This is a genomic window from Streptomyces sp. NPDC005898, assembly GCF_040629635.1.
GTDB lineage: Bacteria > Actinomycetota > Actinomycetes > Streptomycetales > Streptomycetaceae > Streptomyces.
In genome coordinates, this window is record NZ_JBEXWC010000006.1 from 11,967 (window position 1) to 26,738 (window position 14,772).

General features: G+C 68.5%; 7 protein-coding genes. 6 read left to right on the plus strand and 1 reads right to left on the minus strand.

The features are described from left to right. Nucleotides 1-137 precede the first annotated feature (137 nt). From ABZ385_RS10550 to ABZ385_RS10570, 5 genes are all read left to right on the plus strand, one after another. On the plus strand, nucleotides 138-1,676 hold the full coding sequence (locus ABZ385_RS10550) for a sigma-70 family RNA polymerase sigma factor (protein ID WP_358910895.1): 1,539 nt from the start codon (nucleotides 138-140) through the stop codon (nucleotides 1,674-1,676). Between the two features lie 193 nt (nucleotides 1,677-1,869). After that, the gene (locus ABZ385_RS10555) at nucleotides 1,870-4,251 is read left to right on the plus strand and encodes a non-reducing end alpha-L-arabinofuranosidase family hydrolase (protein ID WP_358910897.1); all 2,382 of its coding nucleotides are present in this window, start codon (nucleotides 1,870-1,872) and stop codon (nucleotides 4,249-4,251) included. A 65-nt stretch (nucleotides 4,252-4,316) separates the two neighbouring features. After that, nucleotides 4,317-6,506 (plus strand): carbohydrate-binding protein, encoded by a 2,190-nt coding sequence (locus ABZ385_RS10560; protein ID WP_358910899.1) that lies wholly within the window; start codon nucleotides 4,317-4,319, stop codon nucleotides 6,504-6,506. A 313-nt stretch (nucleotides 6,507-6,819) separates the two neighbouring features. Next, on the plus strand, nucleotides 6,820-8,295 hold the full coding sequence (locus tag ABZ385_RS10565; RefSeq protein ID WP_358911131.1) for a hypothetical protein: 1,476 nt from the start codon (nucleotides 6,820-6,822) through the stop codon (nucleotides 8,293-8,295). Then, a complete protein-coding gene (locus tag ABZ385_RS10570) occupies nucleotides 8,295-9,140 on the plus strand; it encodes a hypothetical protein (RefSeq protein WP_358910901.1) in 846 nt (281 codons plus the stop codon). The genes ABZ385_RS10565 and ABZ385_RS10570 overlap by 1 nt, the downstream gene beginning before the upstream one ends. Before the next feature lie 2,529 nt (nucleotides 9,141-11,669). On the opposite strand, the gene ABZ385_RS10575 is transcribed toward ABZ385_RS10570, so the two are convergent. Then, nucleotides 11,670-11,954, minus strand: coding sequence for a hypothetical protein (locus ABZ385_RS10575; RefSeq protein ID WP_358911133.1), 285 nt, complete (start codon nucleotides 11,952-11,954; stop codon nucleotides 11,670-11,672). A 1,653-nt stretch (nucleotides 11,955-13,607) separates the two neighbouring features. Here ABZ385_RS10575 and ABZ385_RS10580 point away from each other — a divergent pair. After that, a complete protein-coding gene (locus ABZ385_RS10580; RefSeq protein ID WP_358910903.1) occupies nucleotides 13,608-14,756 on the plus strand; it encodes a hypothetical protein in 1,149 nt (382 codons plus the stop codon). Nucleotides 14,757-14,772: the final 16 nt, after the last annotated feature.

Sequence of the window (14,772 nt, forward strand, 5' to 3'; positions counted from 1 at the left end):
CGACCAGCCGCCCCCCCGGGCAACCGACCGGGGCGTCGTGTGAGCCTTGCCCCTGGGGGGCGACGTCCGGTCCACACGGTTAGGGTGATCCGCCGTACTCGGCGGATCACTCCCCTGAAGAGATGGGACCGGGGCTCATGGACGCGGATCACGTAAGGCTGGTCGTCGCGGCGCAGCGCGGCGACGAGCGGGCGCGCGAGGAGCTCGTTTCCGCGTATCTGCCGTTGCTGTACAACATCGTCGGGCGGGCGCTGAGCGGCCATGCCGACGTGGACGACGTGGTCCAGGAGACGCTGCTGCGCGCGGTCCGCGACCTGCCCGCCCTGCGGGCCCCGGAGAGCTTCCGCTCCTGGCTCGTGTCGATCACGCTCCGGCAGATCAACACGTACTGGCAGCGGCAGCGCACCCTCGCCGACCGGACCACGCTCATCGACGAGGCCCTCTCGCTGCCGGACGCCGCCGCCCCACTGGAGGACACGACGATCCTGCGGCTGCGCATGTCGGACGAGCGCGCACAGGCGGCCGAGGCCGGCCGCTGGCTCGACCCGGAACACCGGGTGCTCCTTTCGCTGTGGTGGCAGGAGTGCGCCGGGCTGCTCAGCCGCCGGGACATCGCCGACGCGACAGGCCTCGGCGTCTCCCACACAGGGGTGCGCCTCCAACGCATGCGCGAGCAGCTGGACCTGAGCCGCACGATCGTCGCCGCGCTGGCGGCCGACCCGCGCTGCCCGGGCCTGACCGCGACCGTCGCCGGTTGGGACGGCGCGCGAACGTCCGTGTGGCGCAAACGGATCGCTCGGCACACGCGCGACTGCGCTGTATGTACGGCGACGGCGGCCGAGCGCGTACCGGCCGAGTTGCTCCTGTCCCGCCTCACACCGCTGGCCGTGCCCGCGACACTCCTCGGGGCGCTGGTCGCGAAGGGCCTGCTGTCGGCCACGACGGTGACGACGGCGGCCACCGCGAGCGCCACGGGAACGGCGGCGGGGGGCGGCGCTCTGCTCGGCAAGCTCCACGCGGTGACCGCCCATCCGATCGCGGCCCTCGCCACCGGCGCGGTGCTCGTCACCGGGACCGCCACGTACGTCGCCTGGCCCGAACCGGAGCACCGGGCGCCCGGTGTCGCCGCCGCGCCGACGGCCGGTATGAACACGACGGCTCCATCGGCCACACCGGTCACGCCGACCCTCTCGGCCACCCCGGCTCCCTCGGCCACCCGGGCTCCCTCGGCGACGCCATCGCCATCGTCGTCGGCGTCAGGCCCGGCCGTGGTTCCGCTGGGTGTGCGGTCCCTCGAGTCCGTGGACCGGCCCGGCCAGTTCCTCACGTACGACGGCGACTACGCGACGCTCAGCAGCGGTGCCGCCACCTTCACCGTCAGCAAGGGGCTCGCGGACAGCCGGTGTGTCACGTTCCGGGCGGCCGACGGCCGGTATCTGCGCCACCACTATCTGCGGCTGCGCCTGAGCGCCGACGACGGCAGTCGGCTGTTCCGGGAGGACGCCACCTTCTGCCCCCGCCCCGGCACGGCCGACGGATCGGTGACTCTGTACGCGCACAACTACCCGGGCTCCGCCCTGCGCCCCCGCGACGGATCGATCCACCTCGACGGCTTCAACGGCACGCGTACCTTCACCGGCCAGGCCTCTTTCGTCGTCCGCGCGCCGCAGGGGTGAGCGCGGGGATCCGCGTATAGAGCGAGGGACTTCACGACCGCGCCCCGCATTACGTTTTTCTGCTGCGAGATCCCTCACCGCGCCGGCGTGCACATTTTTCGTTACGCCGACCCGCCTTCCCCGGCCTCCTCTTCAGGGGCGCCCCTCCACAGGCGTCCCCCGCTGATCTGTCCCCTGAAGAAGGCCACCCCCCATGACCAGACACACCGACGAACCCCGCAAAGGCCTGCACCGCCTCCGCCGGCCTCGCCGGACGCTGGCGATCGGTCTGAGCGCCTCGGCCCTCGTGGCCGGTGCCGTGACGTTGCTCCCCAACTCCGCCGGGGCCGCGAGCCTGGAGGACGAGGCATCCTCGTCGGGCCGGTACTTCGGCACCGCGATAGCCGCCGGCCGGCTCGGCGACGCGACCTACACCAAGATCGCGGACCGGGAGTTCAACATGATCACCCCGGAGAACGAGATGAAGTGGGACGCGGTCGAGCCGTCCCGCGGAAGGTTCCGCTTCGATGCCGCGGACCGGATCGTCGCCCGGTCCCTGGAGCGCGGCCAGCGGCTGCGCGGCCACACCACGGTGTGGCACTCGCAGCTGCCGGACTGGGTGAAGGCGATCAACGACCCGGGCACGCTGCGCGACGTCACGAACAACCACATCAAGACGACGATGGGCCGCTACAAGGGCAAGATCTACGCCTGGGACGTCGTCAACGAGGCCTTCCAGGACGGCGGCAGCGGCGCGCTGCGCGAGTCGGTGTTCAAGAAGGTGCTCGGCAGCGGCTTCATCGAGGAGGCGTTCCGCACCGCCCGCGCGGCCGACCCGGCCGCGAAGCTCTGCTACAACGACTACAACATCGAGGACTGGTCGGCCGCCAAGACGCAGGGCGTGTACCGCCTGGTCAAGGACTTCAAGGCGCGCGGTGTCCCCATCGACTGCGTCGGCTTCCAGAGTCACTTCGGGGCGGGCGGCCCGCCGGCCAGTTTCAAGAAGACCCTCGACAGCTTCGCCGCCCTCGGCGTCGACGTGCAGATCACCGAACTGGACATCGCCCAGGCGTCCCCCGGGCACTACGCGAGCGCCGTCAACGCCTGTCTCGGCGTGCGGCGTTGCACCGGCATCACGGTGTGGGGCGTCCGCGACAGCGACTCGTGGCGCGCGGACGAGAAGCCGCTGCTCTTCGACGCGGCCGGCAAGCCGAAGCCCGCGTACGACGCCGTCAAGGACGCGTTCGGCACCGGGCCGGGACGGACCCCGGCGGGCGCGGGCGACGGCACCGGCGCGATCAAGGGCCTGCCCTCCGGTCGCTGTATCGACGTCCCCGCCTCCTCGACCGCCAACGGCACCCAAGTACAGCTGAGGGACTGCGACGGGCAGCCGAACCAGACCTGGACGTACGGCGCCGCCAAGCAGCTGAAGGTGCTCGGCGACAAGTGCCTGGACGCGAAGGCGAAGGGCACGGCGAACGGCACCGAGGTGGTCATCTGGGACTGCAACGGCGGCACGAACCAGCAGTGGAACATCAACGCCAACGGTTCGATCTCCGGCGTCCAGTCCGGCAAGTGCGTGGACGCGGTCGGCGCGGGCACGTCCAACGGCACCAAGATCCAGCTGTACACCTGCGCCGACGTCGCCAACCAGAAGTGGACGGCCCCCTCCGGGTCGGCCGGTGGCACGTGCGCGCTGCCGTCCACGTACAAGTGGAGCTCGACCGGCGTCCTCGCGAACCCCGCCAACGGCTGGGCCTCGCTGAAGGACTTCACCCACGTCACGTACAACGGCAAGCACCTCGTCTACGGGTCGATGTCGACGGGCACCTCCTACGGGTCGATGGCGTTCGCCCCGTTCGCCGACTGGTCCGGCATGGCCACGACCACGCAGACGAGGATGAACCAGAACGCGGTCGCGCCCACCCTCTTCTACTTCGCGCCGAAGAGGATCTGGGTGCTGACGTACCAGTGGGGGGCCTCGCCCTTCAGCTACCGCACCTCCACCGACCCGACCAACCCCAACGGCTGGTCCGCGCCGCAGCCCCTGTTCACCGGCAGCCTGCCCGACTCCCGGACCGGTCCGATCGACCAGACGCTGATCGGCGACGACCAGAACATGTACCTCTTCTTCGCCGGTGACAACGGCAAGATCTACCGGGCGTCCATGCCGATCGGGAACTTCCCCGGCAACTTCGGCTCCTCGTACACGACGGTCATGAGCGACACGGTCAAGAACCTCTTCGAGGCACCGCAGGTCTACAAGGTCCAGGGCCAGAACCAGTACCTGATGATCGTCGAGGCGCGGGGCGCCAACGAGAACCGCTACTTCCGCTCCTTCACGGCGAGCAGCCTGAACGGTACGTGGACCCCGCAGGCCGCCACCGAGTCCAACCCCTTCGCCGGCAAGGCCAACAGCGGTGCGACCTGGACCAATGACATCAGCCACGGCGACCTGACCCGCTCCAACCCGGACCAGACCATGACCGTCGACCCGTGCAACCTCCAGCTGCTCTACCAGGGCAAGGACCCGAAGTCGGACGCCCCCTACGACGCGCTGCCGTACCGGCCGGGTGTGCTGACCCTCAGGCGCTGAGCCGCTCCACCGTTCCCCGTTCCACCGTTCCACAGTCAGTCATCCGCAAGGAGCACGCCTTCCCCATGAACATCTCTTCCCCCACCCGCAGGGCATCCCGGCGGCGCGGTCTGCACCGTCGCCGCCGGGGCGCCATCGCCCTGCTGCTCGCGGTGCCCGCCGCGGCCGTGCCGTACCTGCTCCTCACGCAGGACGACTCCCAGGCCGCGAAGGCCCGGACGTCCGCGGCCACACCGTACAAGTGGAGGAACGCGCAGACCGTGGGCGGCGGTTACGTCCCCGGCCTCGTCTTCAACCAGCGGGAGCGGGGTCTGCTGTACGCCCGCACCGACATGGGCGGCGCGTACCGCTGGGACGCCGGCGCCGAGAAGTGGATCCCGCTGACCGACTGGCTCGGCGAGAAGGACTGGAACCTGCTCGGCATCGACTCCCTCGCCACCGACCCCGTCGACCCCGACCGGCTCTACCTCGGCGCGGGCACGTACACCAACGACTGGGCGGGCAACGGCGCGATCCTCCGCTCCACCGACCGCGGCCGCACCTTCAAACGCACCGAGCTGCCCTTCAAGATCGGCGGCAACGAGGACGGCCGCGGCGCCGGGGAACGCCTCGTCGTCGACCCGTCCGACCACTCGAAGCTGCTCCTCGGCTCCCGCAAGAACGGCCTGTGGCGGTCCACCGACTACGGTGCGACCTGGCGGCAGGTCGAGTCCTTCCCGGTCAAGGACGGGGCGGGCAGCGGTGCCGGGATCTCGTTCGTGACGTACGGGCCGAAGGGCAGCGGCACCGTGTACGCCGGTGTCGCCGACAAGTCCACGTCCCTCTACCGGTCGACCGACGGCGGTGCCACCTGGCAGGCGGTCGCCGGGCAGCCGACCGGCCGGCTGCCCCAGCACGGCGTCGTCACGGGCGACGGCACGCTGTATGTGACGTACACCGACAACCTCGGACCCAATGGCGTCACCGGCGGCTCGGTCCACAAGTACACGCCGAGCGGCGGGGGTTGGAAGGACGTGTCCCCCTCGAAGGGTTCGTACGGCTTCTCGGGGCTCGCCGTCGATCCGCGCAAGCCGTCCACGGTCATGGTCACGACGCTGGACCGCTGGTACCCCGAGGACGAGATCTACCGCACCACGGACGGCGGTTCGACCTGGAAGGCCCTCGCCGGCAAGTCCGTGCGGGGCGCCTCCGGCGCGCCCTACGTCGGCACCCACACCGGTCACTGGATGACGGCCCTCGCGATCGACCCGTTCGACTCCGGGCATGTGCTGTACGGCACCGGCAACGGAATCTGGCGGAGCAAGGACGCCGACGCCGCGACGAGCCATTGGACCGTGGGGGCCAAGGGACTCGAGGAGACGGCGATCCTCGACGCCATCGCCCCGCCCGGCGGCGCGAGCGTCCTGACCGCCATGGGGGACCAGGGCGGATTCCGGCACACCGACCTGACGCGGGTGCCGTCCGGGCGCATGAAGAACCCGCTGATGAGCAACAGCACCGACATCGACTACGCCGCGTCGAAGCCGTCGGTGATGGCGCGGGTCGGTACGGGGGGCGCGCAGGACGGCGCCTACTCCACCGACGGCGGCGTCACCTGGCGGGGCTTCGCCGCCGAACCGGTGGCCGGCGCCCACAGCGGCCGTATCGCCCTCGCGGCGGACGGCTCCACGCTGGTGTGGACCCAGGCCGGGCAGTCCCCGTACCGCTCGACGGACAAGGGAGCGACCTGGTCGAAGGTGCGGGGGCTCGGCACGGGGGCGGAGGTCGTCGCCGACCGCTCCGCCGCCGGCACCTTCTACTCCCTGACCGGCGGCACCCTCTACGCCAGCACCGACGGCGGCGCGACCTTCACCGCCCGCGCGACCGGCCTGCCCGCCGACGGCCGCCTCAAGGCCATCCCGGGCCGGGCCGGCGACCTGTGGATCGCGGGCGGCGGCAAGGGCCTGTTCCACTCCACGGACGGCGGCGGCAGGTTCACCCGGCTCACCTCGGTGACGTCCGCCTCGGCGGTCGGCTTCGGCAAGGCCGCGCCGCGCGCCTCGTACCAGACGCTGTATCTGATCGGCACGGTCAAGGACGTCACCGGCGTCTTCCGCTCCACCGACAAGGGCGCCACCTGGACCCGCGTCAACGACAACGCCCACCAGTGGGGTGCCATCGGCAGCCAGGGCGTCATCACCGGTGACCCCGACACCTACGGCCGCGTCTACATCGGCACCAACGGCCGCGGCCTCCAGTACGGCGACCCGTCCTGACCCCCGTGCCTCACCCGTGACGGCGGGCCGCCTTCCTGACGGTCAGGAGGGCGGCCCGTGGCGTACCCGACCGTCGTGCCGCGAGGGCGGGCGGGGGAGGAGGGGGGAGCCGGGCGAGGTGGTCCTATTGGGGGCGGGGATCGTTCTCTCAGACGCGGTCGCCCTCAGAGTCGGCGCATTCCTCAACTGGCCAAGCCCTAGGGGCACTGGCGACGCGGCTCATGCCTGAAACTGCGCGTTTCTCGTCCGAGTGGGTCGGCACGTAGTTACAGTGCCTGATGTGCGTGGTGAATCAGCGGAGTCAGCCGTGAACATGCCGGATGACGGGCTCATCCGCAGAGTGAAAGCCCTCGCATGCACTGCGCCGCTCCAGGCTCTGGAGGACAACAAGGGCAGCCTGGGACGTGTCGACGCCCGGCCCTACCACATGGTGGAACTCGCGCTTCATACCATCGACCAGGTAGCGATGGCCATGGACTTCGACAAAGGCGCTGAGCACGCCAAGGTCATTGAACAGGTCACTCACTTTGCTGCTGTGCAGGTGCCGGAGCAGCAGGGACACGAACATCGCGTGGTGGCGGAGTGGGTGCTCCACAAACTCATCAACATCGGCACCCTCGACCGGGGATTCACTTGGACGTACGGCCGGGTGGACGGAGAAGGTACCTACAGCCGCTACGCCTTCGACTTCAAGCTGCTCGTGGAACACTCCACCTCCGATGGCCATGTGTATTTGCGGGTCACGGACGAAGCCATCAACGTTCTGGTGGGTGCGCTCGACACGGATGTGGAGTCGGCACAGGTAGCCGCCGAACACAAGCTCGAATACCTCATCAACCGTGGCCGACTGGAGGACGCGAAGCTTGCAGCGGAGCAGGCCAGATACCGCACTGTGCAGTACGGGGAATACTTGCGGCAGTATCTCGACGCGACCCGGCGGGACGTGCGGGCCGTCGACTGGGAGCAGCAGGTTCCGACCCTGCTGGAGGACGCGCTCAAACACATTGAGGCGCGCTACCGGCACGAGAGCGCCATCCTGACCAACATCACCGAACACCGCGATGGTGCCCGCGACGCGCGGAAGAAACGGCAGGCGGCTGGGCTCGTCGACATTGTTCGGGAGTGCATCCATCGCCACATGCAGTTGCAGGCCAGGCTGCAAGGGGCAGGAGCGCTGTTTCGCAAGGAGCAGGACCGCCAGCAGTTCTCCGGTCCCCCCCAACGTGCGGCGGTCGATGTCTTCAACCAGCTGTTGGTGCCTCTTCTCGGACTGTCTGTGGGCGCCGCGGTGGCGCCGGTGAGCGACTTCTTCCGTTTCGGAGTGGCGCCTGTCCCGCCTGCGGTGACCTCGATGGGCTCATTGGTGGGCCGGCTGCTGACGGTGCGTTCGGAGAGCAGCGTGTATGCCGGGGCAGTGCCCGTTCCCGAGGTGCAGCGGGATGGGGAAGCCGTGCGGTTCAGTGAAGAGGACCAGCACATCGCGGGAAAGCTGATCGACCTTGCCGTGGAGGAGACCCGGTCCTTGAGCGCGTTGCTAAGCGAGGCGCGTGTCCATGGACCGAGCGTCGAGCGACTGGTACTGCACGACGCCGTACACGCGTTCAGTCCGGCCCTCAGCGAGGCCATGCTCCGCGGAGACAGCACTGTGCTGATCGCGACCCCGGCGGTCGGTGAACTCGACGTCCCTTCACTGGGGGGTGACGAACTGCTCATCTCCCGGGTGGGTCTGAAGGCCCCGGAGGGCGAGTGGGACGACGACGTTTCCCGAGACGAGGAGTTTGACGAGTGATGTCGACCATCACCGTGGAGGAAGCCGAAGACGCCGCGAAACTCATCTCCTTCGGCATGCGTCCCCGGCAGCGACCCGCCAAGGACCGGACCTACCGGGACCTGGTGGTCAAGTACCGAACCGAGAGTGCCTTCCGGGAGCTGGTGGAACGGACGGCCCGCGGTCTCGGGCTGAAGATCCTCGGTGCCACAGAGGACATCGGTGTGGCCCTGGCGGCGCTGCCGAACTCGGTCTTCGAGACGAAGATCGAGGACTACGTGAGAGGCGCCCGGCAGCGCGGTGAGGGCGAGAGACTACTGCACGGCATCATCCACCTGGCGGTTGCGGCCCTGGCCTTCCCGCGCCCCGATGATCTGGCCAACGACGGTTACACGGGCCGTGTCAGCGCCGAAGCTGTGGACAGGGCAGTACGTGACACCTGTGACCGGCTGCGCGAAAGGGCGGACGCCACGGAAGGCGGTGTGGACACTCCCACCGACACACCTGAGCTGGAGAAGGTGTGGATCTCGTACGCCCGTCGACCGGAAGCAGCGCTGACCAAGGACGGCAGGTTGGCGATGAACTCGACGAAGGGCATGATCACCAGAGCCCTCAACTTCCTCACCGACCAGGGATTCCTGGCGGTCGCGGGAGCCGGGGAGGACGGTTGGTACCGGACGACTCCGCGCTACCAACTCCAGGTGCGCGAACTCGCGGCGACCAGTGCGTTCGACGAACTGCTCGCCCTGGGAGTCGTACCGATGTCCTCACATGGCACCGTGCGTACGGTTCCCCCTAACTCCACGGAGCAGACTAGGGCCCCGGCCGCACCGGACACGGCGGACGAGGGACTCTTCCATGTATGAGCTGTCCCGTGTCCTACTGCGAGGAGTCGGCCCGCAGGCCGCTCGGTACGAAAACGTTCTGCTCGACTTGAGCGGGGTCGGCGCTCCCGTGGCCAACAGTCGGCAAGGCGACATTTTCGACGTCGATGAGCCACCGCGCCGCCCGTCCCCGGCAAGTGTGCTGTTCCTGGAGAACGGCGGGGGCAAGTCGGTACTTATCAAGCTCATATTCTCGGTTGTACTTCCTGGGCGCCGAAATGCCGTGGGCACCCGGAATCCTCAGACACTGGCCGGCTTCGTGGGACGCGAAGACGTGGCGCATGTCGTACTGGAATGGACCCATGCCGCCAGCGGCAAGCGGCTGGTGACCGGGAAGGTGAGCCAGTGGAAGGAGCGTCGGACGTCCGACGAGTCCGATCTGGTCGAACGCTGGTACCACTTCCGTCCGGGGCGCACGCTCGACCTGGAGACATTGCCGATCGAGGAGAACAACACCTACCTCGGCCTGACCGAGTACTGCGAGCGGCTCAGGCTTGCCGACGTGGCAGAGCCCGCACTCGGCTACCGCAACTTCCAGATCCACGGTGAGTGGACGGACCGTCTCATGGTCTTGGGCCTCGACCCCGAGCTATTCCGCTATCAGCGGGCGATGAACAGCGACGAGGGGGAGGCGGCCGACGCCTTCTCACTCGGCAGCGACCAGGCGTTCGTCAACTTTCTCCTCAGCGCGATCCTGCCGCTTCAGCCCGCGCGAGACCTGGCCGAGGTGCTGGGCACATACGCCGGCAAACTGGCGGACCGCGGCATGATGGAGTTGGAGAAGTCGTTCATCGAGGAAGCCCTTGCGGTATTGGCGCCCCTGAGTGAGGCCCGCGAAGAGCGGACGGCGGCCGATGCGAGACAGAGGGACGCTCGAATCGCTCTGGACCGGTTCATTCACCAGACCCGGGCGCGTGCCACACGGGAGAAGCAGGCACTTGCAGACCGGGAGCAAGGCGTCGTCCAGCTCAGGGACGAGGTCCGCAGAGCGCACGAAGGACACCGGCACAGCGCCGCCGTCGCGCGAGAACTGGGCGCGCTCGTAGCCCAGTTGAAGCTGGATGAGGCGCAGCGAAAGCACCGGACGGCCGAGGAAGAGTGGGGGAAGGCCGTAGAGATCGAGAAGGGCTGGCAGGCCGTCCCCGCTGTGCTCCGCGATCTCGAAGCCGTCGCCAACGCCCGCCGGTTGCGCATGCATGTCACCGAAACGGAGGCTGCGGCTCAACCTGCGCTCGCCGCTCGCGATGAGGCTGCGAGGAGCCTGTCGCAGGCGCTGCGCAGCATGGTGCGCCACCTCAACGACGAGTCGCGTGAACTCGGTGAACGCGCCGGTGCGTGCGACCGGGAAGCCCAGACCGCGCAGACGGATCACAACGCCGCGATCTCGGCGGCAGCGGCAGAGGAGGCGAAGGCGGGGTTGCTGGACGGCCGTGTCACCGAGGTGCAGGAGGAGATCGCGGCTGCTGTTCGGGACGGATTGGTACTCGACGGGATGGAGGTGGTGGACGCCGCTGGCCGGGCCGAGTCCGAAGCCACCGCTCATCGTGAGCGAGTGGCCGAAGGCCGGCAGGCGGTGGAGGGGCTGGAGCGCGATTGTGAGAAGGCCGAAGAGGAGCACGAGAGGAGCCGCAACGAGCTCACCAGGGCCGGTCACGCCCACGACATCGCTCGCCGCGATCACCAGACCGCCGACGACACCATGCGGCGGATAGCCCAAGATTTGCAGCTCGCCGGCCTGTACAGCGGCGAGTCAGGGGAACTCGACATCGAGGCCGCAGGGCTCGCGGACCGGCTAACCCGGGCCCAGGGGGATGCCGAGACCGCCAGGATCGATGTCCGCATCGCCATGGCGGCCGACGAGCGTTCACTCACCTCCCTGGAAAGGAACGACCTGCTGCCCTCGTCGCTCGAGGCGGTGCGGATCTGCGACCTGTTGCACGAGCGACAGATTCCCGCCTGCACGGGGTGGGAGTACCTCGCCTCCATCCCCGATGTGGAGCGGCGCGCCGAACTTGTCGAAGCCTTCCCCCAGTTGACGACCGGTGTGCTCTGCAACGATGCCGACCAGCTCGAGGTCGCCGCTGAGATCATCGGGTCCGAGGGCGTCACGGTGACCGGCTTCGTGGCCCTTGGGACCACGACCTCACTCCAAGGGCAGAGCGGTCTGCCGCCAGGAGTCACTTTCGTCGTACCGGCCCACCCTGCCCTGTACGACGAGCGGGCCGGTGAATCGCAACGTCTCGGGCTGACGGTTCGGAGAGACGAGCACCATCGGCGATTGGCCGAACTGGACAAGACGCTGCGCACCTACGGACGCTTCATGGCCCGGCTGGCGCAGTGGCGGGAGGCTTGTCCTCCGGGCCACCTCGCGGCGCTGCATGACGCGATGGTGGCCGCGGAAGAGCAGGTCCTCGCAGCCCGAGGTGCGGAGGCAGCGGCCAAGGCCACCAAGGACGGAACGGCCGAGCAACTGCGGACGGCACGCGATGAGCTCTCTGGCCTGAGCGACGCTCAGTTGCGTCTGGACCGCCGTGTCGAAGCGCTGCGGGTGCTCGTCCGTTCGGTGGCACGTATTGCTGGCTGGCAAGCAGAGGCGCTGCGGTTGCGGGGGGCGGCCCAAGAGCACCGGCAGAACGCAGACGTTGCCAGCGCCAGGGCCGAGACTGCCCGCGGTGCCGCAGCGGATGCCCGGCGCACAGTCGACGTATTGCAGGTCACGGTCACCCGTACCGAGGAGGAATTGGCCGGACTGCCCGTCCGGGAAGCCGAAGGTGGTGCGTCCGCGCAGCACGCCATGCCGGAACAACCGCTGGAGGTGCTGCGTCGTCTCTACCGCACGGCCGCCGACGAGTATGGCCGGGTCGAGGTCGGCGCGAGTCTCAAGGCCGACTTGGAACAGGCCGAGCGGGAGGAGAAGGCCGCCGGGAAAGCGCTGGCCTCCATCCCTGAAGATGAGCGCGTCGTGGCGCGTGAGCTGCTCAAGGGCTCCGACGGGGTGGACACCGCCGCCTTGAACGCCGGTCGGTCACGTGCTCAACGCCGGGTGGCTGCGGCGCATGTGCGTCTGAACGCGCTGTACGAGGTCGTGGTGCGTTGCAGGACCGCGCGAAGTGCCATCGACGAAGCCCGCCCGGATGAGGCTCCCGTCGACCTGGCACCTTTCGGGCCACCTCGTGACGTCGCGCACGGCGAGCGACTTGTCGCGGCGGCAGAACAGGCCCGCGACGAGGCCGAGGCGCTCGCCACCGAGCTGCGGGACCTCTTGGACAAGCGGGTTCAGGAGCAGACCGATGCCCGTCAGACCGCTCGCGCCTTCAAGATCCTGGTCGACCTCTTCGGACAGCCGTCCGAGGAGCACGCCGAACCGCTCGAGACGGTTCAGCCGTACAAGGGTGATGCGGCCGCCGCTCGCGAGCGTCACGACTCGTTCGTGGGCGAGCACACCGCTGCTGAGCGGGTTGCGGCAGATGCGGAGAAGGCCGAGAGGGCGTTGGCCGACCGTCTCGCCACGCACGCGGCGGACTCCCGTTTCGAGGAACTGCAGTCGCCAAGCCGCCGTGTCATGCTTCATACCCCGCGGGATGAACTGCCCGTCCGGGCCGGTACGTGGACGGCGGACCTGCGCCCCCGACTGCGGACGCTGGAGATCGACCTTGACTCGATCGGCCGGCACCGCAAGCAGATTGTGCTCCAGTTCGTCCAGCAGGTTCGGGACGCGCTGCGCACCCTGAAGCGCGCCCAGCGCCTGTCACAGCTACCCGAAGGGCTGGGCAGTTGGTCTGGCCAGCAATTTCTGCAGATCGGTTTCCCTGAGGTCACCGACGAGGTACTTGCGGAGCTGCTGGGGCGGGTCGTCGACGACGCTGCGGTGGAAGGGAAGGACCGCCGGGGAAATCGGGACGCCCATCAACTCGTGCTGAAGGGCGTCGAGGCCGCGGTCGCGCCCAAGGGCTTCTGCGTGACAGTGCTCAAGCCGGACGTCGGGCTGGCCGTGGAGCGGGTGCGTGTGGCGCAGACCAAGGACATCTTCTCCGGAGGGCAGATCCTCACGGCGGCCATCGTCTTGTACTGCACGATGGCCGCGCTCCGTGCCAACGACCGGGGACAGGTGCGCCGCCAGTACTCCGGGGTGCTCTTCCTCGACAATCCGATCGGCCGGGCCTCGGCCCTCTACTTGCTCCGCCTCCAGCAGGCGGTGGCCGCGGCACTCGGCGTCCAGCTCATCTACACCACAGGCCTGTACGACAAAACCGCCTTGGATGTCTTTCCGCTCGTCATCAGGATGCGTAACGACGCCGACCTCCGGGCGCGGCGCCGGTATCTCTCGGTGGCGGACCTGTCGGTGGGCCGGCATCTTGCCTCCCTCAGAGAGGGTGCCGGCGGTGACCTCACGGCCGTCCGCTACTACCAGCGTCCGTCTGGGGAAGCGGCGGTTGAATGATGTCGGCAATGGAGCGCCTGTCCGAGGAGCTGCTGCAACGTCTGTACCGGTGGGCTGACTCCAAAAGCTGGAACGGCTATCGACCGAAACAGGTGCGGGGACCGGAGCTGCTCGAAGCGCTTCGAGCTGTCTATCGGGCAGGACCCGACAGCGATCCTGAGGAAGAGACACTCCGCCAGTGCCTCGCAGCCCTCGTCTTGTCCGGAAACATCCAGCTCATGCGCGAGAAGGCGGGAGAGCTGCCGGGGATCCATCTGCTTCCCGTGCGCGCGGCGCCGGAACCCAGATCGAGGCGACGAACCCTCTATCACCCGGCACTCCATGCGCTGATCAAGGAACAGCGGAAGGTCACCCCGAGACAGGAGATCGCCTACTCGGCCATCAGCAACTGGTTGCACGCCTTGTGTGACCCGGTGCTGGAGGTGCCGCTGCGAGAACGTGCCCTGGAGATCTTCGGGAAGCGGGCGTACATCGCGGAATTCCCGGAGCCTGAGAAGTGTCTGGACCACAAGGGGTTCGGTGGTCCGCTGTTTGAGAAGCGCACTGACTTCCACAAGTTGATCTGGGCATTCCCCACCGACCCGCCCCTTCTCAACGCTCGCTTCTCCCGGTTCAGTCCGGGCGATCAGAGCACGCCACTGAGCGGTGGTGACGTCCTGCTCGTCGTCGAGAATTCGGCCACGTACACCTCCCTCGTTCGTCGGCTGCGTGAGCATGAGCACCAGCACCGCATCGGCTGCGTGGCCTGGGGAGTGGGCCGCTCATTCACCGCATCGGTGCGCAGCATCAGGGCCCACCATGGCGCTGACGGTCATGCCACGACGCCGTTCAGGGAGATCCGTTACTTCGGGGACCTGGACGTCAGCGGTCTGGAGATCCCGATCAAGGCAATGCAGGCGGCCGTCGACCTGGGTCTGCCGCCGGTGCGGCCCACGCATGTGCTCTACCGAGACCTGATGACCGTGGGAGCTCCTCTCCCGGGCAAGGAGCGCAGCCGTACGCGTGAGGAGGCGAGAACGTTGGCGAAGTGGCTGGGCGATGGCCCTGACCTGGACCCGGTCGTGGACGTTCTCGTGAAGGGGGAGCGGTGGGCGCAGGAAGGCGTGGGTTTGCGGCATCTGACCTCCACCAACGAGTGGTTGGCAGACATGCAATGACGGCGGGGGAGAACCC

What these genes read in the sequence shown, in the direction of transcription:
- ABZ385_RS10555 (WP_358910897.1), top strand. Translation starts at nt 1,870, where the DNA reads ATGACCAGACACACCGACGAACCCCGCAAAGGCCTGCACCGCCTCCGC.
- ABZ385_RS10565 (WP_358911131.1), top strand. Translation starts at nt 6,820, where the DNA reads ATGCCGGATGACGGGCTCATCCGCAGAGTGAAAGCCCTCGCATGCACT.
- ABZ385_RS10550 (WP_358910895.1), top strand. Translation starts at nt 138, where the DNA reads ATGGACGCGGATCACGTAAGGCTGGTCGTCGCGGCGCAGCGCGGCGAC.
- ABZ385_RS10560 (WP_358910899.1), top strand. Translation starts at nt 4,317, where the DNA reads ATGAACATCTCTTCCCCCACCCGCAGGGCATCCCGGCGGCGCGGTCTG.
- ABZ385_RS10570 (WP_358910901.1), top strand. Translation starts at nt 8,295, where the DNA reads ATGTCGACCATCACCGTGGAGGAAGCCGAAGACGCCGCGAAACTCATC.
- ABZ385_RS10575 (WP_358911133.1), bottom strand. Translation starts at nt 11,954, where the DNA reads ATGGCGTGCTGCGCGGACGCACCACCTTCGGCTTCCCGGACGGGCAGT.
- ABZ385_RS10580 (WP_358910903.1), top strand. Translation starts at nt 13,608, where the DNA reads ATGGAGCGCCTGTCCGAGGAGCTGCTGCAACGTCTGTACCGGTGGGCT.